Origin of the sequence: Parabacteroides goldsteinii DSM 19448 = WAL 12034 (assembly GCF_000969835.1) — a bacterium.
GTDB lineage: Bacteria > Bacteroidota > Bacteroidia > Bacteroidales > Tannerellaceae > Parabacteroides > Parabacteroides goldsteinii.
This window is the reverse complement of record NZ_KQ033912.1, coordinates 348487-373283: the sequence shown is the minus strand read 5'-3', so window position 1 is coordinate 373283 and position 24797 is coordinate 348487. Positions and strand designations below refer to the sequence as shown.

The 24797-nt window shown below is 46.1% G+C and carries 14 protein-coding genes and 1 pseudogene; 9 read left to right on the top strand and 6 right to left on the bottom strand.

The window, feature by feature from the left end; genetic code table 11:
• The first annotated feature begins 120 nt into the window (after window positions 1–120).
• From HMPREF1535_RS01755 to HMPREF1535_RS01730, 6 genes and pseudogenes are all read left to right on the top strand, one after another.
• Window positions 121–2919 carry a hypothetical protein gene (locus tag HMPREF1535_RS01755; protein ID WP_046145115.1) on the top strand — a complete coding sequence of 933 codons (2799 nt, stop codon included), beginning with the start codon at window positions 121–123 and terminating at the stop codon, window positions 2917–2919.
• A gap of 24 nt (window positions 2920–2943) precedes the next feature.
• The gene (locus HMPREF1535_RS01750) at window positions 2944–4827 is read left to right on the top strand and encodes a hypothetical protein (RefSeq protein ID WP_046145114.1); all 1884 of its coding nucleotides are present in this window, start codon (window positions 2944–2946) and stop codon (window positions 4825–4827) included.
• Complete coding sequence (locus tag HMPREF1535_RS01745) at window positions 4827–5150, top strand: HU family DNA-binding protein (RefSeq protein ID WP_007659123.1); 324 nt, start codon at window positions 4827–4829, stop codon at window positions 5148–5150. Before HMPREF1535_RS01750 ends, HMPREF1535_RS01745 begins: the two co-directional genes overlap by 1 nt.
• Window positions 5137–8154 carry a fimbrial protein gene (locus HMPREF1535_RS01740; protein ID WP_046145113.1) on the top strand — a complete coding sequence of 1006 codons (3018 nt, stop codon included), beginning with the start codon at window positions 5137–5139 and terminating at the stop codon, window positions 8152–8154. Before HMPREF1535_RS01745 ends, HMPREF1535_RS01740 begins: the two co-directional genes overlap by 14 nt.
• 21 nt (window positions 8155–8175) lie before the next feature.
• Window positions 8176–8949 carry a DNA-binding domain-containing protein gene (locus HMPREF1535_RS01735; protein WP_007659121.1) on the top strand — a complete coding sequence of 258 codons (774 nt, stop codon included), beginning with the start codon at window positions 8176–8178 and terminating at the stop codon, window positions 8947–8949.
• Between the two features lie 186 nt (window positions 8950–9135).
• Window positions 9136–10453 (top strand): annotated as a pseudogene (locus tag HMPREF1535_RS01730) (ATP-binding protein).
• A gap of 16 nt (window positions 10454–10469) precedes the next feature.
• Here the strand turns inward: HMPREF1535_RS01730 and HMPREF1535_RS01725 are convergent.
• Both HMPREF1535_RS01725 and HMPREF1535_RS01720 read right to left on the bottom strand, forming a co-directional pair.
• Window positions 10470–11357 (bottom strand): beta-propeller domain-containing protein, encoded by an 888-nt coding sequence (locus HMPREF1535_RS01725; RefSeq protein WP_046145112.1) that lies wholly within the window; start codon window positions 11355–11357, stop codon window positions 10470–10472.
• The gene (locus HMPREF1535_RS01720; protein WP_046145111.1) at window positions 11354–14680 is read right to left on the bottom strand and encodes an SUMF1/EgtB/PvdO family nonheme iron enzyme; all 3327 of its coding nucleotides are present in this window, start codon (window positions 14678–14680) and stop codon (window positions 11354–11356) included. The genes HMPREF1535_RS01725 and HMPREF1535_RS01720 overlap by 4 nt, the downstream gene beginning before the upstream one ends.
• Before the next feature lie 164 nt (window positions 14681–14844).
• On the opposite strand from HMPREF1535_RS01720, the gene HMPREF1535_RS01715 reads away from it, so the two are divergent.
• Window positions 14845–15747 carry an AraC family transcriptional regulator gene (locus HMPREF1535_RS01715; RefSeq protein ID WP_007659116.1) on the top strand — a complete coding sequence of 301 codons (903 nt, stop codon included), beginning with the start codon at window positions 14845–14847 and terminating at the stop codon, window positions 15745–15747.
• Window positions 15748–15823: 76 nt separating this feature from the next.
• Here the strand turns inward: HMPREF1535_RS01715 and HMPREF1535_RS01710 are convergent, their stop codons facing one another.
• The 4 genes from HMPREF1535_RS01710 to HMPREF1535_RS01695 all read right to left on the bottom strand — a co-directional run bounded on the left by HMPREF1535_RS01710 (window position 15824) and on the right by HMPREF1535_RS01695 (window position 22867).
• On the bottom strand, window positions 15824–18241 hold the full coding sequence (locus HMPREF1535_RS01710) for a hypothetical protein (protein WP_046145110.1): 2418 nt from the start codon (window positions 18239–18241) through the stop codon (window positions 15824–15826).
• Between the two features lie 12 nt (window positions 18242–18253).
• Window positions 18254–21055 carry a sugar-binding domain-containing protein gene (locus tag HMPREF1535_RS01705; protein ID WP_046145109.1) on the bottom strand — a complete coding sequence of 934 codons (2802 nt, stop codon included), beginning with the start codon at window positions 21053–21055 and terminating at the stop codon, window positions 18254–18256.
• Between the two features lie 279 nt (window positions 21056–21334).
• On the bottom strand, window positions 21335–22432 hold the full coding sequence (locus HMPREF1535_RS01700; RefSeq protein ID WP_046145108.1) for a phosphotransferase enzyme family protein: 1098 nt from the start codon (window positions 22430–22432) through the stop codon (window positions 21335–21337).
• A 180-nt stretch (window positions 22433–22612) separates the two neighbouring features.
• A complete protein-coding gene (locus HMPREF1535_RS01695; protein ID WP_007659112.1) occupies window positions 22613–22867 on the bottom strand; it encodes a type B 50S ribosomal protein L31 in 255 nt (84 codons plus the stop codon).
• Window positions 22868–23087: 220 nt separating this feature from the next.
• Here HMPREF1535_RS01695 and HMPREF1535_RS01690 point away from each other — a divergent pair, with 220 nt between their 5' ends.
• Together HMPREF1535_RS01690 and HMPREF1535_RS01685 are read left to right on the top strand one after the other, a co-directional pair.
• A complete protein-coding gene (locus HMPREF1535_RS01690; protein ID WP_044214855.1) occupies window positions 23088–24086 on the top strand; it encodes a class II fructose-bisphosphate aldolase in 999 nt (332 codons plus the stop codon).
• Window positions 24087–24247: 161 nt separating this feature from the next.
• Window positions 24248–24790 carry an RNA polymerase sigma factor gene (locus tag HMPREF1535_RS01685; protein WP_010802380.1) on the top strand — a complete coding sequence of 181 codons (543 nt, stop codon included), beginning with the start codon at window positions 24248–24250 and terminating at the stop codon, window positions 24788–24790.
• The last annotated feature ends 7 nt before the right edge of the window (window positions 24791–24797 follow it).

Sequence of the window (24797 nt, the reverse complement as noted above, 5' to 3'; positions counted from 1 at the left end):
CACGGATGTACAATCGTTACATAATACTGGGTCCGGTATCATGCTGCTTTTTGTGCATCCATATGATTTTGAATTGAAAGAGATTTTTAAACATATAGTATTCACTTTAAAAGAGTAGTTATGAAAAAGACGTATTTAATGTTGCTTCTGGCCCTGTCCGGCCTGGGAAGCGGTTGTACAAACGATGACGGCACGACGGAGAGTCCGTCCGGTGCCGGCGGTGAGATCCAGCTGGTGTTCAGCGGGAGCGGTGAGAGCGAGGAATATACGAAGGCCATCGCTTCCAACAGTGAGAATGAGATAAAGAACCTGAAGGTTTATCTTTTTGCCTCGTCGTCGGCAGAAGCGGGTGATGACGAGTATTATTACATGGAAACCTGGTCGAAGACGGAGGCAACCCCTACCGGAAACCAGTTCCTCCTTCAATCGTCGGGCTCTTCGTATAAGGCCTCTATCAAACCCGGAGAGTTGAAAGGCCTTCCGTATCTGACATTGGTCTGTGTGGCGAACCAGGACGACCTTTTTAAAGGTGACGGCAATGCTTTTGGCGGCCTGACCGCCGTAACGGTCGATGCCAACGGTGCGCCCCAGAATGCCGCTGCGGCAACCGACCTGGCCGATTTCAAAGCCGCCTATACGGCCAGTCTGGCAGCGGACGGTATCATCAAAACTCCCCTGGTCATGACGGGAATGGAGAAAACGAAGATCAGCGGGAGCGTCTCTAAAGTCGCCATTACGCTGAAACGTGTCGTGGCCCGTTTCGACATCGACAATACGACGGCGACCTCCCGTCTGACCATCACGCATATCGCTTTGGGACAGGGCCGTCCGAACGCCTCCCTGTTTGGTGCGGCACTGGCGGAGGTAACGCCTCCTACGGGTGTGATGACCTATGCCGACGTCGAATACAAAGGAGAAAACGCGAACGTGGGAACCCTTGAAAGTGCCCTTTACGTTTATCCGAACCTGGCCACGGATAAGAGCTTTTTGATCATCAAGGGTACCTACAGCAGCCCGTCTACAGGCCAGCCGATAGATGTGACCTATAACATCCCTATCGTCAAAACCCCTGAAGACGCCACCCCTACAGAGCCTGCCAATTACATCGCCATCAACGCCAACAGCCGTTACAAGCTGCACATCACGGACGTGACCGAATCAAACATCTTCTCCACCTTCGAAGTGGAAGACTGGACTTCGGGCGGTGGTGTGATAGTCAAACCGGGTAACGATGCACCTGTATTCGATGTCGCCACCGGATTTACCGCTGCCGACGGAGGCAATATCGCGGATATCCCGGTCGCAGTAACCTATGCCGGGGGAGCAACTTCCACCACTGAATTTAAGGTAGTGGATGGAAAATCCTTTAAGACAACCCTCGCAGCCACCGGTAAAATCCGTGCAGAGAAAGCCCCGGCAACCAAAGCCGATGTGGCACCCGATGCCTGGCTGACCTTCGATGCCCCGACTTACGAAGAGAAGGACGGCATATGGTATACGACATTCGTATTCAAATCTACCGACGCAACGGGAAAACAACCTGTAAACGTTACTTTCATCAACGACGCCGCCTCTTACGATCCCGACCTGTGGACCACGCTGACATTCTACGGCCCGCTGGCCGCCCCGTCCCTGAAAGAGGTAGTAAACGGACATAGTACCGGAAACGCGGTGGATATCGCAGCGTCTACCGCCACGATGTATAAGCTCAATAACAGCCTTATCAAAGTGGAAGCCATGTGTATCGAAGGGGTAACGGTGGAAGTCCCTGCCGGATTTGTTGCAGAAGCAGGTGAAACGAATGGTTATACGACTGTTTATACGGTAAAGATCAATAAAGTATCAGAACTGGTAGGTAACGAACAGAAAATCACGTTCAAGAACAAAGAAGCGGGTGACGTTAAAACCGAATTGACCGTAACCCTGGCCGAACCGGGCATGACCATGGAAGAAGGAACCGATACGAACAATGCCGCTGATGTGACCGGCAATACGATCAAGGTCGACCTGGACGTTCTGGCCACCGGAAACTTCACCTTCAAGGTAAATGCCCCGCAAGGCCTTACAGCGGGAAGCCTGGAGTGTCCGTGGCTGACAATCACCGAAAGCCATGCCTGGGCGGATACTGACGGTAACCGTTATGCCGAATATACGGTTGCAGCCAAAGGCGGCACTCCAGCCAACTTCGATGACTTCGACATCCTCTTTACCAATGCCCTGGCGGGAGCAGCCAACCTGACCGTCACGCTGAACAAGGCCGCCAGCAAACCCAAACTGGAAGCCGCCACAGCAGGAACAGCCAGCGACTTCAACGGAACGGTCTCATTCCCTGACGCAAGCACAGCAACAGTCGACATGTATAAAGCTAACGGCAGTAAGGTGTATGTAAAAATGACCTGTGATGAAGCAGCCGCCTTTGCCAGTGTCACCGGTCTGAGTATGACTAAAGAATCTGACGATAATTACGAGGTCAAAGTAACGGATGCCACCCAGTTTACAGCCGGAGCCACAACGGTTATCACCGCTAAAAACAGCAGTGATGAAACCCGTACGGCAACACTGACTATAACCTGGTTGGATCCGGCGATAACATTTGAGAAAACGTTGGATACAGCCAGTGCAGGAACGATAGTGGGTGATGATATTAATGTAAATGGGACAACCTTTAAAGATTCATACGGAACAATCAAAGTAAAAATCAAAGGTTATAAAGGTTCCGTTATTGCTGTCTCGGATGTCAGCAGTGCTTGGGCCGGCATTGCGAATCCTCCTTCTGTTATAGCGGAAGATGGTACGGCAGAAATTACGATTTCTGCAGCAACGGCTGTAAATGCAGATGCTACAAATGATATAACAATCACTGTAACGAATGCGATTACCGGCGGAGGTGATAAAACGATTACGTTGAAGAAACAATAAACTGTAAATAACAAAAAAAGAATCATGAACATAAAATATAAACTATCCAGCATCGCCGCCAGCCTCCTGCTGGTCGCCTGCACCAGTGAAAACACACTGGAACCCCCGACGCCTCCCGACGAAGGCACGGCATCGGTAAACAACACCCGTGAAGTCCTGTTATCCCTTAAAAACAAGCTGAAAGTCAGCCCTGTCGGAACGAAAGCCGGCGATGTGATCGCCACGGTGGAGGAAAACCATATCTACAGTCTCGACGTCTACGTTTTCGGTTCCAAGACGGAGGGAGGCGACTACACCTTCCTGCAACAGTTTTATTACCGTGAAGACGCCCGCCAGATTGTCGACGGCGAATACGCCACCAGCTTCACCCTGAATACGGGAGCCGACAACTCGACCGCCCTGCTGAAAATGCAGAAAGGTCTCTTCGTCAAAGTCTACTGTATTGCCAACAGCACCAAACTGATCGACGCTGCCGGTGCAGAGTTCGCCGGCTTCCAGCCATTGGTACAGACGAAACCCGGCCAGCCGGATAACGTTGTCACTCCCGGTGTGCCTACCGAGACAGCCTTCAAGGCGCTCCATACCGCAGTCCTGAAAGCCGACGAGCCGACCGATATCCTGAAAACCCCGCTGCCTATGACCGGCGCCTACACCACGCCGCTCGACCTGACCGATTTCTCCGTCTCCGCCCGTACGCAACTGGGCTTCAAGCTGACCCGTATGGTCGCCCGTTTCGATGTGGAGAACGATGCGTCGAAATCGAAGTTCACCATCGAATCGGTGAGTATGGGCAACGGACGTACCGGCGCCACCTATTTCCCGGTGAAGGTCCTGGGAACCGAGCCGGCTGCCGACGGTGACCTGATCATCTATCCGGTTCGCGACTATGTAGCCGACCAGACAACCGCGAGTCCCAAAGGAACAGGTGTTTTCTATTCCTATCCGAGTCCGGTGGGCGACGGCGGTTACCTGATCCTGAGCGGTACTTATGCCGCCAACAAAACCGACAATATCCCGGTCACCTACAGGGTCCCCTTCAAACCCGCAGGCAACGAGACGGGTAACTATATCGAAGTGGCGCATAACCACCGTTACATGGTCAAGATCACCGATGCCGACGAATACCATCTGGACTTCACGCTGAATGTGGCTGACTGGGCGGACGAGGGCACAGTCGACAATTACAAGCCGGATAACGACTTTTCCAAAGATGCGTTGGCCCTGGCCGATGCAGGTAATAGCCCGGAAGTGAAACTGCTCGCAGACGGCAGGGTGATGATGACTACCGAAGCTGCGAAAACACTGGCCTTTACCATCGCATCGAACAATGTGAAGGTGGAGGGCATCACCGAAAAACTGGATTATGCCGGTGGTGACGAATGGCTGGTCGTAGATGGTGAGAGGACGAACACGACGAAAGCCTCCATGCTTACCACATTTACGTATAAGACGGCGGACGGTATCGGTAGCATGAGCAATTTCCGCCCGGTAACCATCCAGCTTACGAATGTAGCCAGCGGCAAGACGTTGGATATTATCGTTGTACCAAAAGACCAGACCGGTCCGGAGATCAGCCTGGTGGAAGAAGAAAGTAACGACAATACCTACAATGCGGCCACCCGGACGGTGACGCTCCTGAATGAAGACGGGCAGGCCATCCAGCTGAAAGCGACTGCCGTTACCATACCGGGCGAATCGCCCGAGACCGGAAGCAGTACTGTTTCGGCGGACAACTGGATTCAGGTATCTCCCGCCAGCTCTGCGGAAGCCGAAGGTGTCTATACGATAACGTTGCCGACGGCAAAGGATAATGCGACGTACACGACTACGCTGACGTTTACCTCTACGGCAACAGGTGCGAAAACAACAGTGAATGTGAAACTAAAAGAAGCCTCCCCATCCATCTGATGAATAAGCGCGATTTAGTAGTATCCCTATCCGAACGCCTCTCCCTGACCCAATCCCAATCCGTTGAGATTGTGAACGCCTGGGAGGGCGTTCTCACGGACGCATTGCAGTCCGGTGAACGGCTCACGCTGCAAGGTTTCGGTACTTTTTTTGCCTGGAGCCAGACCGAGCGGACAGGACGTAATCCCCGAACGGGTGAGACCTGCCGCATCGAGGCGCGTGTCAGTGTGAAGTTCAAGCCCGGCAAATTCCTGCTGGCCGCATTGAACGAGAAAAAGAATGATTGTCAATCAACAAATGAAAATAAAGATGAGACTATTTAATAAGTTATATGGAATCAGCCTGTTTACCCTGCTTCTCTCTGTGGCGTCCTGCACCAGCGAGACGGAGGAACAGCACCGGACGTCTGCCCCGGACCCCTCCGGAAGCGAGGCCCGCCGTGAAGTGATGCTAACGCTTAAAAACAAATTGTCGGTCGTAAAGACCAAGGCCGGTGATGCGATCGCCACAGCCGATGAGAACAAAATCTCGTCGCTCGACATCTACGTCTTCGGCAGTACGACCGAGAATGGAACCTACACCTATCAGGAACGTTTCAGCTATCGCGAAAGCAGTGCGGAGATGCCGTCGGGCAATGATGTGACGCCTCTCGATCTGACGGAAGTCGGTAGCGACGGCAAACAGACGAATGCCCTTTTATCCCTGAAAAAAGGCCTGTTTGTCAAAATCTACTGCATCGCCAATCAAAGCAAGCTGATCGATCCGGCCACTGATACCGTGTTTAATGGCTTTATTCCGCTCGTGCAATCGAATCCGGGACAACCGGGTAACACTGTCACGGAAGGAACTCCGACCGAGTCCGATTTCCTGCTCTTCAAAAGTATCCAACTCGACCCCGCATCGGCAACCGACATACTAAAAACCCCGCTGCCCATGACCGGGGCCTATGCTACGCCGCTCGACCTGACCGATTTCTCAGTCTCGGCACGTTTGCAACTGGGTTTCCGCCTGACCCGTTCGGTGGCGCGTTTCGATATCGTGAATGATGCTGCCACCTCTAAGTTCACGATCCAATCGGTCAGCATGGCGAATGGCCGTCGGGGAGTAAGTTTCTTTCCTTTAAAAGTTACGGGTACTTTGCCGACAGCCGCTGCCGGCGATCTGATCACCTATCCCGCCCGCCCGTTCGATGGAGAGAAAGCAAATGCAGGTAACTGCCTTGGCGCTTTCTATACCTGGCCCAGTCCAATGGGAGATGGTGGTTACCTGATCTTATCGGGGACTTATGCCACTAACCAGACCGAAAATGTCCCTGTCACCTATAAAGTGCCTTTCAAACCCGAAGGGGATGGTAACTATATAGAAGTATCCCAGAATCACCGCTACACGGTCAATATCACTAAAGCCGACGAATATCATCTTGACTTCACGATCAACGTGGAAGACTGGACGGACGAAGGTAATATAGATGATTATGAGCCGGGTGGGGAAGCGGATGAGAATGGTATGGTTGTAAATATCACAGATGCAAATGGGACGTATGATACAGATACCCGTACGGTAACAATGGCAATTACCAATGATGTTCAGTTTACGATAGAAGGAAACTCAACGTCCGGTTACTTTACTACGTTATACTATGAAAATGGAGATGTCGATCATCAATGGCTAACCATCAATCCGGAGGCTGACTATATGCCAACGAAAGCGGAAGCTGCGCCAACAATATATACTGTAAGCAAGAAAAATGAATATATAGGTACAAAATTCCCTGTAGCCTTCATCCGTTTTACCGATAAGATTTCAGCCAAAGAAACGGTAATTATTGTGGAACCCATATCAAATCCGGTAGTAACAAAGATAAGTTCATCAGATGGATGTAGCTATATAGACAATATAATGACATTATATCAATCAAAAGAAGATACACCTCCCTCTATGGGTTTCAAGGTTTTTGCATCGGGAGGAAGTGAATTCTCTTTGAATGAAAATGGTAACGTCTGGGAAGATTGGTTGACCATAACTCCTAGAACAAAGCAGGATTTATCTCAATCGGAATATACATTGACACTTAATGCCTCATCAGCAAACATTCCGAGTCCATATCCTTCAACAGGTAAAACTATTTATATTATCAACCAGGGAGATAAAACTAAGAAAGAATTGATTACTGCAAAGATAAGTAGCTTGCCTGTAATAAAGACAAAAGAAATAACAGGTGGAAGTTCTCTTTCTTCCTATGATGAAGGTTCAAAAACAATGCATTTGTTTAATGACGGTTCCACTGTGAAATTGACGATCTTCTCTATTGGAGGTTGCGTGGTTAATGATGTAGATAAACCTAGTTGGGTAACTGTTGCTCCGGGTGGTGATAATAATACAATGGATTTAACTTTCTCTCAGCAAACTTTGAATCAAAATGCTACCGGGACAATTAAAATCCGTAACAAAAATGATGAAACAAAGTCTATAGAGCTAAAAGTGAATAATAGGAATAAAGATGTAACGTTCGAGTCGACAAGTATAACGGCTTCTAATACCCCGAGTACTGCTATAGTAAATGCTTTTTCGACATCTGATCCTAAAATCAAATTCTATCCCACTACTTCTGATAATTTTACATTTCAGGTACGTTCTCCTAGAGGTGTTTCACTTAATATATCAGAAAGTAAAAATTTAATAGGGAATGGAGTCATAAGTCAATGGATTAATGCAACCGTAAATGAGACATTGACTGCTTCCAATGGTGATATTCTGAATACAATAAAAGTAACAATGGGTTCATCATCGACGAATATCATGAATATAGATCGGAAATCGTGTAAATTAACAATACAAAACAGTGTGTCGGGTTGTGCTAATAAAGTTGTAACTGTAGTAACAGCAGCTCCGACATATCCGGGTGTTACAGGTCAGGCTCCAAGGTCAATAACTACCGCTCGTTTGGATTGGTGGGTAGCTCCTATATCAGTAAACGGAGGAAGAGCAATGAATGGTTCTACTTTTAATAGTATCCGAACATCTTGTTGTCCGTCAGGTTGGTATCTTCCTTCTTCTGGTGATTTTAAGTATGCATTTTCTAATAATGTGGGACCTGTTACCAATACTTATTATCAGTATAGTAATACTACAATAAGAGATGCTGCCCGTGCAGCATTTACGGAAGATAGATATTTTACCAATGAGGTACAACTTATTGACAATTGGTATTCAATATACAGACCTAATATTGATGGTTGGGGAGGCGGCTATACTAACCTTTATAATTTAGGCGGATTATATAACGATGATGCGTATGCTCGTTGTGTAAAAAATATCTCTTATTAATAATTTATAAATTAATCACTTATGGCAAATTACACCAAATTCTGGAAGGTCTGGCTCCGCCTGAACCTTCTGACAAAAGATGTGGATAACGACTACACAGCCGAAGTTTCCACCATGAAAAACTCCCTGCGTAATGAAGATATCGCGCAGCGGATAGTAAATGAAGGTTCGGAATACAAGTACGATACTTTGTTATCAATCATTAACCAGCATGACCGCATCATTCGTGAAGCGGTCATGGACGGTTATAGTGTTCTCACGAAAACCTGCCAGTACACCCCGCGTGTGCTAGGTCCATGGATCGGCTCGAGTGCCAAATTTGATCCTGAGAAACATAAGGTGACGCTCGATATCACGCTCTCTTCTGAAATGCGTGAAGCCTTGAGCCATGTCGGAGTGGAAGTTCTGACGGTGAAGGATAGCGGTGCTAATATTGGCCTGGTTATCGATACGGTCACCGGCCTCTCCAATGATACCATCACTCCCGGCGACGATATCCGTATTGAAGGCGAAAAGATCCGTGTATCCGGTGAAGCCGCAGGTGTCGGTGTCTTCTTCATCGCCAGCGACGGCACGGAGCATCCCGTCACTCGCCGCCTGACAACGAACGATCCGAAATGCCTCCTGGCCCGTGTCCCATCAGACTTGGCAGACGGTCAGTACACCTTACGTATCGTCACCCAGTTCTCCAACACAACCACCCTGTTGAAAGAGCCCCGTACCATCGAGTACGAACGCCCTCTCACCGTAGGCACGGGTGGAAGTGGCGATGGTGACCGCCCCGAAATCGAATAACCTCCCCGCGTCGCATCGAGGCGCCGCCTTACGTCTCTCCGCGACGCACCCCATCGTCTCCCCTAAACGCAACGTTACGTCTCATCGAGACGCCGCACGGCGTTTAAGGGAGACGGTAATTTTACATCTCTAATTAATCTATTACGTGATATAATATCCTATATTTATATGAGAAAAAATAAAGTTATGAATGCAGCCGTAAGAAAATTACCGATAGGCATACAAAGTTTTGAATATATAAGGAACCAGGGTTTTTTATATGTTGATAAAACAGCCTTGATTTATAAAATGGCAACTATGGGAAAGCCTTATTTCCTGAGCCGTCCCCGCCGTTTTGGTAAAAGTCTGTTGTTGTCTACCATTGAAGCCTATTTTCAGGGGAAAAGAGAGTTGTTTAAAGGACTGGCTATCGAGAAACTGGAAACGGATTGGCTGGAATATCCTGTGTTGCATCTGGATCTGAATGCAGAAAAATATACTTCTATTGAAGCATTAACATATATACTGGAACGTCATATCAACGGATGGGAAGATACTTGGGGTAAAGATACGCGAGAGAATAGTTTGTCTGACCGTTTTATAGGTGTGATAACACGTGCTTACGAAAAGACAGGGCGTCAGGTCGTTGTTTTGATAGATGAATATGATAAGCCTTTGTTACAGGTATTTAATGATGAAAAGCTGCAAACGGAATACCTAAAGACTCTGAAAGCGTTTTATGGCGTATTGAAAAGTGCGGACCGTTATTTGCGGTTTGTTTTTAATCCGTTTAGTTTATTAAATACGTTGAGTTTTAGCCGGTTTGGAAGTTATTGGTTTCAAACAGGTACACCGACATTTTTGGTGGAATTATTAAAGCAGAGCGAATACGATTTGCGGACGTTAATCGATGGTGTGGAGATGAAAGAGTCTGCTTTCTCTGAATATAGGGTAGCCGAAAATAATCCGATCCCATTGATTTATCAAAGCGGTTATCTGACGATAAAGGATTATGATGAGCGTTTCCATCTTTATACTTTGCGATTTCCCAATGATGAGGTAAAATATGGTTTTCTTGATTTCATAACTCCGTTTTACACATCCGTCGGCGATGAAGACAATGGTTTTTATATCGGTAAATTTGTTCGTGAGTTGGAAAGTGGCGATGTGGACTCTTTCCTGACACGTTTGAAAGCATTCTTTGCTGATTTTTCGTATGAGTTGAATGATAAGACTGAACGTCATTATCAAGTTGTTTTTTATCTGGTATTTAAACAGATGGGGCAGTTTTGTGATGCGGAAGTCCGGAGTGCCCAGGGGCGTGCGGATGCTGTAGTTAAAAACACAAGATTCTATCTATATTTTTGAATTTAAACTGAATGGTTCTGCTGAAGCGGCTTTAAAACAAATCAATGATAAAGGATACCTGATACCCTATATGGCTGATAACCGTAAACAGATAAAAGTCGGCGTTATGTTCGACGTCTCCGAACGTAATATCGGACAATGGCTTATTGAAGAATAAAAAAGGAATAGCCGTCTTATTCCCTGAATGAATAGACGGCTGAGATATTGATAATGTCCTGATGTAGCGGAAGCGCCCAGACAACTGTATTATCCGGAGTTATTTCTACCAGTAGTGGTTGCGATTTATCTTTACTATGTCCGTTCCAGTTACTTATCAGCGTGTTTCCGTTGTCATACCGGACCAGTTCGGCAACAAACAACAAAGAGATGTTCTGTAAGTCGTCGCTTCCGACTTTTCTGACAATCTGTTTGCCGGCGGGGTCTATCTCCACGAAATTATGTGCATCGCCGCAGGATACCAGCCAGTTTCCGTTTTTCAGTATCTGGATGGCGAAGGGATTGCCACCGCATTCGACCCTATTGATAATTTCCTTTTCTTTAGTCATTTCAACTACTTCCCCTTTCCCCATCAGTGGTATCAGGTAAGTGTTTTGCGGTGTCTTTATAATCTGGCGGAACTGGTCGTGCACACCTGTGATGCTGGTGTCAAACTTAATCTCTTCGACAGGATGGCCTTGCGGGTCGAGTTCGATGATGCGGGAAGGGGTGCCGCAGATTGCCAGCATGTAATGGCCGGAAGGTAGCTGGGTTGCGGTGAATAATTCTTCCCCTTTCTTTGCTTTGAAGTCCCACACCGTCTGTTGGTCACGGGTAATCATCCGGGCACCGGAAGTGTAGGCATACAGGATATTTCCTTCCCTGGTTATTTCAACATCGTTGCAGTCTTCCCCTTTGTTAAGCGGGTGACTCCATTCTATCTCTCCTGTTTTTTTGTCGAGAATTGCTACCTGTTTCCAGCCACAGCCGGAAACAAGCAACTTTTCTCTGGTATTGCTGCACGAGCAACAAGTGCTAATTACTACTACAATGCAAAACAGATATTTAAAATAGCGTTCTATCATTCTTCAGTCATTACTACACGGAATCCAACATTATATACTTTCTGATATTCACGGTACGGCAGGCGGAAAGAAGATGTCGAACGGTAAGGACGGTCGTACCAGGAACCTCCGCGTACAACCCGTTTGCCGTTTTCCGAAGACAATTCGTTTCGTCCGTCATTTTCGTTGTACGGGTAAGGCAGATAGGAAGACAAGGTCCATTCCCATACATTTCCGTGCATATCGAACAAGTCCCATGGATTGCGGACGTAACGTCCTACCGGTTCGGAGATGAAACCTCCGTCGTTGTAAGTCGTGTCGCGCGGAATCCAGTCGTCGTATTTATTGGGATTCTCTATCACCATGGCGCTTTCGTAGAATTTATAAGCGGTACAGGCGGCAAATTCTTTCAGCTTGATGTCTCCCAGGTTGGCATAGCGTGAGAAATCGGCTGACATGTCGCCATACCAGAAAGGTGTATCGCTTCCGGCACGGCAAGCCCATTCCCATTGCGCTTCGGTAGGAAGCGAGAACTTCATGCCTGTTTTTTCGGATAACCATTTACAGTAATCCATCGCTTCCTGCCAGGAGATGCGTACGGCCGGCTGGTCGGGATGGTTCATGGAATAGCCTTTGCGTCCGAACTGGTAGCCGTGGCGGTGTTCGTCGCGACTATCGTGTGCCGGGTTATAGGCCCTGAACTGTGCGTTAGTGATTTCGAAACGCCCCATCCAGAAAGGTTTGTCTACCTGTACGATTGTTTGGGGCAATTCGTCCGGATGCCGGTCGCTACCCATGATGAAGGAACCTGCCGGAATTTTCACCAATTCCAAAGTAATACCGTTACCCAGCGGGATGCTTTTCTGAAAGTTACCTAATGCCAATTGTTTCCATTGCGTGTTGTCCCATTGTGCGTATGATTTTTCGGTCGGGTCATAAAGAGGCCATTTAGCCAGCAGGGTATCGCCTAACGGTTTCTGTTCCTTTTCAAATCTGACGGGTTCTATATTCTGCGGGATTTCCGGTAACCATTCGGCTGTCGATTCCGGGGCACCGAACATTTCGCGGTATAGCTCACGAAGTTCATTACTCTTTTCTGCATCTTCAAACTTCGGAATGTCAGAACGGCGTCCGTGGAAAGGTGCATTGAAGTCTATCCAGCAGGCTAGCTTCTCCATAGACTCTTTATCCAGTTTAACGCCGTAATGCCCTTTCTGGAGAATCTGCATCAGTTCGGTCTGATCGGCATGTACGTCCATCGGAACCAGCATGTGCATATCGCTTTCGATACCCGGCCGACGCACGTAACGGTGCAGGTTGGCATACGAAAGTGTAAAATGTCCGCCGTTTTTCCAGGCTCTTCCCGATATGTTTGAAGTCCAGTCATTAATCCATTTGTCCCCTTTCAGGTACGGTTTTCCGGGTTTGTCCTGATTGTGGCAGGAGATACAATATTTATCCAAAACGGGTTGTATTTCGTGACGGTAGCTGAATCCTCTCTCTTTCCCGTACCATTCTTTGATGGCCTGCGGTTTTTGCAGGGATGCTTTTGTCCGCTTCGGAATGGCTATTGTTGATTTTTCTTCATGGCAACCGATACAAGAAACCGTTTCGCCCGGCATTCCGGTAAACCAGCTTCTCATAACCTGTAATGCTTTTCCCTCTGCATCCAGCGGTTGTACGAATATGGCCGTATTGGCCGGGATTGTGAACATGGCCGAACCGTCTTCTTCGACATCCACTTCGCCCAGGATTCGCTTGATGTCCCACGGTCCGTCCATACCGATGGTGCCCAGCAATCCGCCTTGACCCCACGGGCTGAAGCTGAAAGAGCCGATGCGTAGTTTCTTTACTGTGCCACGTGGAATACCTTTTAGTCCTTCACCTTCATAAATATCTTGCAGAAAAACAGTGGAAGTTGAAGATGCCAGATTGATACGGTCGGGGATTACATTCGGTGATTTACGACTGTCCATTAGTACCGGTTCAAGGTAGGCAACGTTTTCCTCTTCGGCAATCAGAGTACGGTTATCGAACGTGTCGACCAGATAAAGTCCCCACAAGCTTTCCGGGTTTTCCTTCATGGAAACCAAATAGTATGTATCGTTCAATGGATACGGTTGCAGGAACTGCGGCCATATACCGTCGGGCAGGCGGTCGCGAACGACAGCTTCCACTTTTCTGCCGGCATACGGGATTTCGGCAACAACTCCGTCCGCTTCGTGGCGGCCTTTATTGGTATCGATGATCAGCATGCGTCCGCTGCGCGAAACGCTGTGATGACCGGAGGCTATGCCAACCACGGCTGATGGTCGTCCCGGTATGGGGCGAGCATTGAAGAATGAAGTCGGGAAGTAGGAGTTGGAACCATAGAAAGCCGATTGTGTGGTGCCGTCCGGATTCATGGTAAACAGCAGGCGCGAATTGGAATGGGGCAGGTCGGCATACTCCCAACGCTGGTAGAGCACAGTACCGTTGTCCATCATGACCGGTCCCCAATTGCTGTCCTGGTCGTATGTCAACTGACGGGTTTGTTTTGTTTTTGGATCATACAGGAATAATCCGCACATTTTATTTCCTCCATCTGTACAAGGCAGTCCGAGGAAGGTACCTGTCGAACAGAAGATGTATCGTCCGTCCGGTGTATAACATCCGTCGAAGCTGTCGAAATCTTTATATGTATCCGGGGTTAGTTGATGGGCTTTACCTGTGGTCAGGTCGAGTTCGAACAGATGCCAGCGGTCGGAGGTACCAATGGAAGAAAACATAAGTTTTTTCCCGTCGAAGTGTGGTTCCGGATCGGTGATGATTTTTCCGTCTTCCGGTTTGTACAGGAGAGATTGTTTTATTTTATCAGGGTTGACGGTTAATGAAACAAACTCGTTGGTCCAGCCTGCTTTCGGATTTCCAATCTCCGAATTATTCTGGAAATTGGAAGGGGCGATGCCCAGTTGCCCGCTCATGGCTGTACGGGCCTTATCGCCCAGCGTCCGGCGGATAGCTACCACCTGTTTGTCCGCCAGCAAAGGATTGGCCAGCAGGGCGGCATCCAGTTGTTTCAACAGTTTCTTTGCCTGTTTTTCCGCTTTGGGGTCCTTGGCTTTCAAACCGCTGATAAGTGTTTCCTTATCGGTTTTCAGTTCGCTGAGCGCTTTCTCCCAATCTTTATCGGGGTGGTAACTGTCAGGATATTTCTTTTTCAGGTTATCTATTGCCGATTTGTATTTTTCCGGTGAGTAATAGGTAAGCCTGTTAATCAGGCTTTGCCAGGAGTCCTGCGCCGAAAGGAGGAACGGACTACATAGTCCGGACACGATAAGTAATGCTGTTATAAGCCGTTTCATAGCGTAATTAGAATTATGTGATAAGATGAAGTTTAGTAATTACAAAAGTAAAGGCTATCCGGCTATAATCTTTGACAAAATAAGATGAATACTTTGCATAATCCGATATTGTGCATTTAAATATTATTCCTACATTTACACCGGTTAACTAATAAATGTCTGATATGCTTGTCTCTTATTCTCCTTACGACCTGTCGTTACCCTTACTTTATGCTGACTATTCCCGGGTTGAAACCTGGTGGAATTATCAGGATGTTATCAGTCCGTTTTACCGGCTTTACCTGATTACGAAAGGGAAAGGAAAAGTCTATATTAATCAGAAGGGATACGAACTATTGCCCGGACAACTTTTCCTTATACCCAAGTTTGCTTTCCATAGTTATGAATGCGATGACTTTATGGAACATTATTATATCTGTTTTTTCGATGAGACGAAAGGAGGGAAAGGTATCAGCAATCCGATGAAAATGGATTTGCAGATAGAGGCTACTCCGATGGATTATTCCCTGATGGAACGTTTTTTGGCGCTGAACCCGTATAAGTCGTTGCCGACGTCTGACCCGAAGCATTATGATAACGACAGGAATATTTATACCCGGGAGGATGAGGTTTCGGTTTCGACATTCTCCAACCTGGTAGAGAGTAGCGGTATCCTGCTGCAACTGTTTTCCCGTTTTATAACGGAAGAGTGTTTGCTTTCACCGGAGGCGAACAGCTTGTATGAAAAACTGGATGTGGCTATACAATATATAAATAAGCATCTGGACAAGCGTATCTCTGTCTCGGTTCTGGCTGATTTGATGTGTATTACTCCCGACCATTTTTCCAAAGTCTTTAAACGGATTATCGGCATGCCTCCCTGCGAATATATCCAGATGAAACGAATCGAACGGGCACAGACTTTACTGCTTACTTCCCATATGTCGATTATCGAAATTGCGGAAAAAGTAGGCATCACCAACCTTTCCCAGTTTTCCCGCCTGTTCTCAAAGATGGTCCGTTGTTCCCCGAGAGAGTATCGTGTGAAACAATTTAATGAATTGAAGTCGGATAATCATTCTATATAATAAAAATATCTCCCTACTGAAACAAATGCTTCAATAAGGAGATACCTGTGATGCTATCCGGCAGGCCGAGGATTTGTTACTTCTTCAGTTTTATCACTTCCGGAGTTCCTTTGGTAATGTAACGGATGATTACTTCGGGAGCGTCTTCACTGGTCTGTTCACAGGAGAAGGCTACGGCTGATGAGCCTGCGGGAAGTACGGCATTTCCCTGGGGCTGCACTTCGCTGATTACATTATAGTTCTTATCGGTTACTACGGCCTTGCCGTCGAATGTGTAAAGCAGATACTGGCGGTCTGAAATCTCGCATGGGAACTTAATCACTCCTTGAGGCGTAGTGAATGACGGGTCTTTGATGGTTCCGTCTCCATCTACTTTCAGACGGATGGCATATGTGCTTTTATAAGGACTGCTCCATGACCAGTCGGCACCGCCCGGTTGTCCCGGTTGCATTTCGGACAGGTTGCAACGGAAATGTTTGGATATATAGAGCGGATACAGGTTGTAGTTCTGTTCGTCTGTTTTTTCCAGGTGCCATTCTGTCTGCGGGTCTCTCAGACGGACTTTCTGCTCGTCCGTGAATGCTTCTGCTTCGCGCAGCTTATCCCAGTTTTTGATCGCTTCCAGTAATTTATCGATTTGTCCGTGACGGCGCAGTGTGTTACTGTTGATTGTCATCGCATAACCGGCATCGAAACCGGCTGATTCGGATAATGCCCATTCCAGGTCTTCGAGGGAAGAACATTCGAAATTACGGTCGGCCAGACGGATCAGGAACCAACCTAGCATACGCGGGAACAGGTTGCGGTGGAAGAATGATTGGTTTTTGATACGATTTTCAACCTGACCGGTGCGCATCGCTTCGCCCCAGGGTTCACCCCAGTTCATACGAGTGTGGATGTGCCATAAGTTATGGCTGAGGCGGCTGGCATCGTTAAGCACATTCTGGTCGAGCTGATTGTAGAAGCGATAGACGAAACGGTTGTTTGCATATTCGTCCTGACCGGTGTAGGAACATCCTTCCAGACCGTCGAAGGATATCTGGCGGATACCTGTTTTATTCATTATCTCAGCCAGGCGGTCAGCGTATTTATCTTGCAGGACCAGATCAGGGAAGAGGGTTTTGTAAGGGTAGTCCCAGAGTTTGTACAGCGGTGTTTTCTGTGAATGGCTGGCGGCTGTTGTTCCCCAGGCACCTCTTTTACAGTTTTTCAGCAGGATGTTTTCTCCCTGCTCTTCTGTTGTGCCGTAAGTAATCAGCTCTTTGTCGATCTGAAGGGTGTTGAGCGTCATCGGCATGGAGAACAGGTCTGACTTTTTGATTGTAATGTCGGTCTGGTCTTTGTTCAGATCGGCTGTCAGGGTGAGTATGCCTTGTTTCAGCAAGTGGTCGGAAGGAACCGGTGTTACATAGGCGTCGTTTGTAGTCGTGAAGTTACTGAGGGTATGGACACCGACAGCGATACCCTGTGCCTTTGCCTTGTCTACCATCTTCTTTACGCCTTCATCCCCGCCTTTGGTGAATTTGGGGTCCCAGTTGAAATGTCCCCAGTCCAGGAACGGGCCACTATGGTAAACGTATTCGAAACCGGCAATCTTAGCCTTGTCCAGGATCATATCAAAATTGTCTTCCGAGAAATCAGAGATCAGATAAGATTTCATGGCTGCGCGAGCTGTTTTCCCCCATTCGCCGTCGAACATCGGGTGGGGAAGTCCCTGCTCGATTTCAATCTCGCCGATACGGGCTAAAGCATCTGTATTCTTACAGCCGAAGAGAGCGATTTTTGAACCTTTTATCAGTCCGTCTTCCCCTTCGACAGGAAGGACCAGTGATTTCTGTATTTGCTGTACTTTGCGATATTCCTGTTTGTTTCTTCTGCGGGCGGAGAAATGGAATACCGTCCCGTCAGAAATATCGGCAGCTGCCAGTTTGAAGTCCGGGATGCTGGCAACCGACAGTTCAGCAGATTTTCCTTTATAACCGTATGTGCTGGTAATCAATTGTCCGTATTCCTCAGGGATACCGGCATTCGTTTTAATGTTCAGCGCTTGTATACCGAAAGCAACGCCGTTACCCTGTGCGACACCGACCACGTCTCCAACAACTTCATTGATCGTAACAGCTAACGGGCCGAACAGTAATACGTCGTATTTTTCCGGGATATTTGCTACCTCCAATGTGATGCAGACATCGCTTTCCTTATGTTTCAGTGTGATTGTGCCGCCGTCGGACATCGTTAGTTTAAGTTGGTTTCCGTTGGCACTCATTTTGGACGGTGTTATGAGTTTGTTGTCCGTGCAGGCCGTTACGAGCGGATATTTACCCGTATGGAGAATATCCTTGCCTTCTACCTGGATAGAAGAAAAGTAACCTTCATTGTTTATCCCTATCTGGGTGGAACGGGTTTTCAGATTTACATGCTGGGCCCTGGCCTGAAAAAACAGCGCGAAGGCAAAAAGCAGCACTAGTCTGCCAATTACAGAGAGTCGTTTCATGTTTGTTTTAAATTATTTGTATAATGATTTGATTAGTGTCGGATCAAGTGATACAGACGGATTGAAGCGGTCGGATGCCATATATTGCAAGATGCTTTGCCTGAACTGGCGGGCAGCCGGACGTTTATCCAGTTCCGTTTGCAGATCGGCACTGCATACCATCAGTTTGCCGTTACCGACTTTACCTTCCAACAGGATTCCCAACTTCCGGTTTGTGAACCAGTCGTCGATCAGATGTACAACCGGGCGGTAATCTGCTGGGAAGTCGTCCAGTACCATCGCATTGCAATGGCTTACCAGGTCCCACCATTGATAATCGCTATATTTCTCTGTGGGGAAAGCTGCCAGTGCCGGGTGTTTGGGATCACAGAGGATACCGAGCGTATGAGGCGGTTGTTTGTTGGTCCAAGCCGTGTTCCAGAAAATAGAGGAGAAGCCGACACTGATATTTCCTCCCTTTTCCGGCAGGATGCTTCCGGGTGACAACAGGAGCAGGACGTTTTCTCCTTTTTCCAGTTGTGCCATGGCTTGGTTATCCAATGCCGAAGTTATATAAGGTTGTTTATCTACCGTTTCTTGTTTTGCCGGATATACCCAGATATTCCATTGGTTTTTACTGCCGGTTTCTTTCACTTCCGCACTGACAACCAATTGCGTCGGTTTTTCTATGCCGGAGAATGGATATTCGATGTTTCCGGCAGGAATGCAATTGGTTACGGACAGGTCTTTCACGAAGTTGCCCTGTGCAATCTTTTCTCCTGCCTGGTTGCTGATCTCCCAGGTGATATTGGCTGCCTGTAACGGTTTTTCTCCGAAATGTGCCACTTCGAGGGGAACGTTCAATGTCTCGTTGTTCAGCCAGACCATTTTCGGGAAACGGACAAGAGGAACTGTTTTGTTACAGAAAGTACTATACTCTTCCGGTGTTACATAACCTTTTTCTTCCCAGAAGGGATCAAGAACGCCGACAAGGGCTGTTCCTTGTCCTGGAAAATCATGGAGGTCGAGTAATTGGAAGCCGGCGAAACCGGGCGTACGGAGAGCCCCTTCAATGTCTGCTTTGTAGCAAAGTGTTTGCAGGCGTCCGGATGCAAACAGGAAATCGTCTGCTAAGTCAGCCATATGATGTTCTTTCAAGGTTTCCTGAAATATCTCGAAGTTTTTAGCTTTCAGTACTCCTGTGTATTTTTCTATTTCTTTGAAATTCGGATAGACACACCACTGTCCGATTTCGTGGCTGACAGTCGGCATATTTTTTCGGATAATGTCGGCAAAGTCAAAGTCAGTACGGGGTTGTTGTGCGTTGATGATACTGTTCATACCTTCTCCCCAACGTTGGATGCGTGGTTCCATAGGATCCCAATAGTCGGCGTTTTCAACATAAGGCCAGCCACCGGCACTTGTATAGACGCGGCGGAGGTCTTTTGATTTCCAATAATCTATCAGGCCTGACAAATATGTAGCCTGATTGGCTCCTCCCGGCTCGTTACCGTAAGCCATCATACAGAAAGAAGGATGATTACCGTACTCTTTCAGGATGCGGTCGCTTTCGTCACGGAACCATTGATCGGAGTAACCTCCGTCGCCAACTGTTGCCCAGCCTGCGCATTCGACTTGTAGGTAAATACCCATGCTGTCTGCTACTGCGAAAGCAGCTTCCGGTGGACACCAGGAATGGAAACGGACATGATTTAGACCGTGTGCTTTGCATTGGTTATATATTTTTGCCCAGTAAGTATTGTCCATTGCCGGATAGCCTGTTAGTGGGAATATACAACATTCCAGAGTCCCGCGAAGGAATACTGGTTGTCCGTTTATTTCGAAACGCGTACCGTTCGCCTTAAACTCCCGGAGACCGAATGTGCGGCATTGTTCTTCTTTATTTTCGCCGTTTTTGATAACTGCACGTAAGGTGTAAAGGTTCGGAGTGTGTTCAGACCAGAGCTGAGCGTCATCACCCATTGCTAGAGTGGCCTCCTGTATTATACCGGAACCAGAAGTGATCTCTATTTTGTAAGGTTTGCCAACGATACTTCCATTTTTCTTCTCTATCTGAAGAAGTAGGGAAGAACCGTTCGTTCCGATTGTTCCGTCCAACGAGACTATAGCTTTGATCGTTTTGTTTGTGATATTCGGGTAAATCTGTATATCGTCTATGTAGAGGGACGGTTTGGCTGTCAGGCTGATTGTCCCGATGACACCATTCCAGTTCGATTGGGTATGGTCGGATACACTGTGTGCGTTTGTGCCCACTTCTATATTTACCCGGTTATCTACGCGGAGAGTTAACGTGTGTTTTCCGGGGGACAATTCATTAAAAGTGTGTCTGTACGGAGTGGACAGTGATTCGTGTTTCCCCATTTCCATGCCATCCAGAAAGAGCGTTGTTTCCCAGTGCGTGCGTTCCAGTTCGAGTTCTATCGGGCGGCCGTTCCATGAAGCGGGTATCTCTACTTCCTTCTGATACCATGCAACTCCTACATAATGCTTGTCCGGGTTCAGCCAGAAAGGAACTTTGATATTTCCCGGCTGACGGAATTTCTCATATTGGGGAGCGTCATACCATGATCTGTCGACGATTTGTCCGGTCCAGGGTGTTTCTATTCCGACATTGTCGCCATATCCTTGTTCCTGTAATGAACCGGGCAGATGAATTGTGTCGTTTAAAGATTTATTATACCATTGTTCTGTTAATCCGATGTCATTAGGATCGAGGGCAAATAGCCATTTCCCTTGTAGGGATTGTTTGTCATCAACCTGACGACAGGCCATTAGAGATAAAAAGATAAATAGGACTGATAAGTACTTTTTCATGAGTATTTAATAATATGTGAAATTATGATGCAAAGGAATCGTGTTCTCGATAAAAAATCAATAGATAATATACTCTTATAGATGGATTATATTCTGATTTGGTGATTTTATTTCTTTATTTTTTCTTTTATTGGTTGCTCGGGTAAATGGTTGTTTATACATTAAAAATATAGAGGTTGGTCTAAATAGTAAAGAGGTACATCCAATCTTGATTTACACTTGGTATAAACCGATTAAGAAGTACCTCTTAATTTATAAATTATTTGAATATACGACTGTTTACAGCCATTCCTTCATGAAGTTATCCATTTCTTCCGCATGTTCTTCCAGGCTTTGCAGCAGTTTGAACTGGGCTTTTGTACGGATCAGATTATGTTTCGGGCTGTGGATCTTATAATATGTATCACCGTTGATATAGTCTGTCAGGAAGCGTACGGTCTGCATGTAAGTCAGCAGGCGGCCACCATAAGGAAGCAGACTGATTTCGAGCGGAGAAAGGAATGCCTTGGCTGTTTCCATGTAACCACGGGTATAAGCCTTAAAGATATCCATGTTTACATTTACATTGTCCAGATTTTCATCATCTTCGGCACCTGTATTGGCACCTGTACGGATAAAGTCACCGATATCGGACAATACGAATCCCGGCATTACCGTATCCAGGTCGATTACGCAAAGTACCTTGTCGGTATCGGCATCGAACATCATGTTGTTAACCTTCGTGTCGCAATGGTTGGTACGTTTCTGCAACTTGCCTTCACGGTACAGACGTTCCTGAATGCACATTGCTTCGGCACGTTTTTCAATTTCTTCGATCAGATCTTTCACTTCTTCCAGACGTCCGGCAGTGTTAGCTTTTACTGCATCATGGAATTGTTCCAGACGGAATTCCATATTGTGGAAGTTAGGAATTGTTTCTCCCAGTGAACCTTCGGGCAGGTCTGCCAGCATAGACTGGAAATCACCGAAAGCCTTACCGGCTTCGTATGAAAGATCCGGAGTTACTTCTTCGTAGCTTTTGCTGTTGGGGATGAACAAACATACACGCCAATAGCTGTCGCCATCGAAATAATATGGTTTACCATCTTTAGTCGGAAGGAAAGTCAACACTTTGCGGTCGATATCGCTTTCGCCTTTAGCTTCCAGTTTTTTGCGGATATGAGTCGTTACAATATTGATATTGTTCTGTAACATATCTACATTGGTAAAAATCAGATGGTTGATACGTTGTAATACGTATTTGATCTCGCCTTTTTCGTTTGTTACTTTCAGCGTGTCGTTAATGTGTCCGTTTCCGAAAGGTTCAGCGGAAACAACTTTTTCTGCCAGTGTGAACTGGTCGAGAATGTTCAGTAATTCTTCTTTTGTTTTTGCCATGGTATTTATTAATTGACAATTGATAATTGACTATTGAAAACAAGTTGTTGTTGTACTCTTTTCAATCATGCATGCAAATGTAAAAATAATCTTTGATAAAATAAAAAAGGCAACGAGTCTGTTCGCTGCCTTTTTTATAAATTCATTTTGAATTGTTAATTGAACTTTGTCAATCTACAATTATTTTTTGTTGCGGTTACCGTAACGGCTCATGAACTTATCAACACGTCCTGCTGTATCCACCAGTTTAGATTTACCAGTGTAGAACGGGTGAGAAGTGTTAGAAATTTCGACTTTTACCAACGGATAAGTAACACCGTCAATTTCGATAGTTTCTTTTGCATTGATAGTTGAACGAGTGATAAATACATCTTCGTTTGACATGTCCTTGAATACTACAGGACGATAGTTTTCAGGATGAATTCCTTTTTTCATTGCTTCTTTATCTAATTTAATTTATACTCTTATTAGTTTGGTAACCGGTAAATTGGCTTGCAAAGGTATGGATTTGCTTCAAACTAACAAAGAAAATCGAACTATTTTTTCCGAAGGCGTTACTTTTGTATTATTTTATATGCTTAAAAGCATAAAGTTTTCAGAGAGTTCTTATCTTTGTGCAGAATTTTCAATCATTAACGTAATAATATATACTACAATGGTAAATTACAAAGATTTAGGTTTGGTGAACACAAAAGAAATGTTCGCTAAAGCCATCAAAGGCGGATATGCAATTCCGGCTTTCAACTTCAATAACATGGAACAGATGCAGGCTATCATCAAGGCTGCTGTTGAAACAAAATCTCCGGTTATCCTTCAGGTTTCTAAAGGTGCTCGTCAGTATGCTAATGCAACACTGTTGCGTTACATGGCTCAGGGTGCAGTTGAATATGCAAAAGAATTAGGCTGTCCGAATCCTCAGATTGTTCTGCACCTGGATCACGGTGATACATTTGAAACTTGCAAGAGCTGTATCGACTCAGGTTTCTCTTCTGTAATGATTGACGGTTCTCACCTGCCTTATGAAGAAAACGTAGCTTTGACTAAGAAAGTTGTTGACTATGCTCACCAGTTCGATGTAACAGTTGAAGGTGAACTTGGTGTATTGGCTGGTGTTGAAGACGAAGTTTCTTCAGATCATCACACATATACTGACCCTGAAGAAGTAATCGATTTCGCTACTCGCACAGGTTGCGATTCTTTGGCTATCTCAATAGGTACTTCTCACGGTGCTTACAAATTTACTCCGGAACAGTGCCACATCGACCCGAAGACTGGCAAAATGGTTCCTCCTCCATTGGCATTCGAAGTATTGGATGCAGTAATGGAAAAACTTCCGGGATTCCCTATCGTTCTTCACGGTTCTTCTTCTGTTCCTGAAGAAGAAGTTGAAACAATCAACAAATTCGGTGGTGCTTTGAAGGCTGCTATCGGTATTCCTGAAGAAGAATTGCGTAAGGCAGCTAAATCTGCTGTTTGCAAGATCAACATCGACTCAGACTCTCGTCTGGCTATGACTGCTGCAATCCGTAAGACTTTCGCTGAAAAACCGGCTGAATTCGACCCACGTAAATATCTGGGCCCGGCTCGCGATAACATGGAAAAACTGTACAAGCACAAAATTCTTAATGTACTTGGTTCAGACAACAAACTTTAATCAGATAACGGATTAAATATATTAGGAAGCCATCCCGTGTTTGCGGGGTGGCTTTTTGTTTTTTCTCCTTTTTTATTGTATAAATATAAAATTAAATATTTTATTATTTGTAAGTTTGTAATTGAATTTTAAGCTTTCTCATGATAACTGGCAAAGTATAAATGGAGCAGAAAATAAGAGAGTTCGATAAGTGGTATGAACAATATGTTGATGAATTGTTTTCGTATGGAATGGCATTCGGTATGGAGAAAGAATATGTGCTGGATGTCATACATGATGTTTTTTTACATTTATACGAATCGGTAAATAAAATAGAAATGCCTGATAATCCCAAGTTTTATTTACTCCGTTCTCTTAAAAACAGAATTATATCCTCTAAACAAAAGAATTTCAATTTATTAAGTCTTGATGACAATATGGAATATGAGTTCCAGATTAAGGTTGATGCACTTGCATTACTGGAAGATGAGGAGGAACGGTTGGCTTATGAAGAACAACTGGATAATTTATTCCGTTTATTGACCAATAAACAGCGTGAGGTTGTTTACTTGCATTTTATGCAGGAACTGAGTTATCAGGAAGTAGCGGAAATTCTTCATATAACGCCTAAAAGTGTACGTAAAATTATTTATCGTGCGTTGGAACGTATGCAAGGAGGAGTAGCTCCTTTATGGCTAGTCTTTATTTTTCTGGCTGAATCGTAAAAAAGGA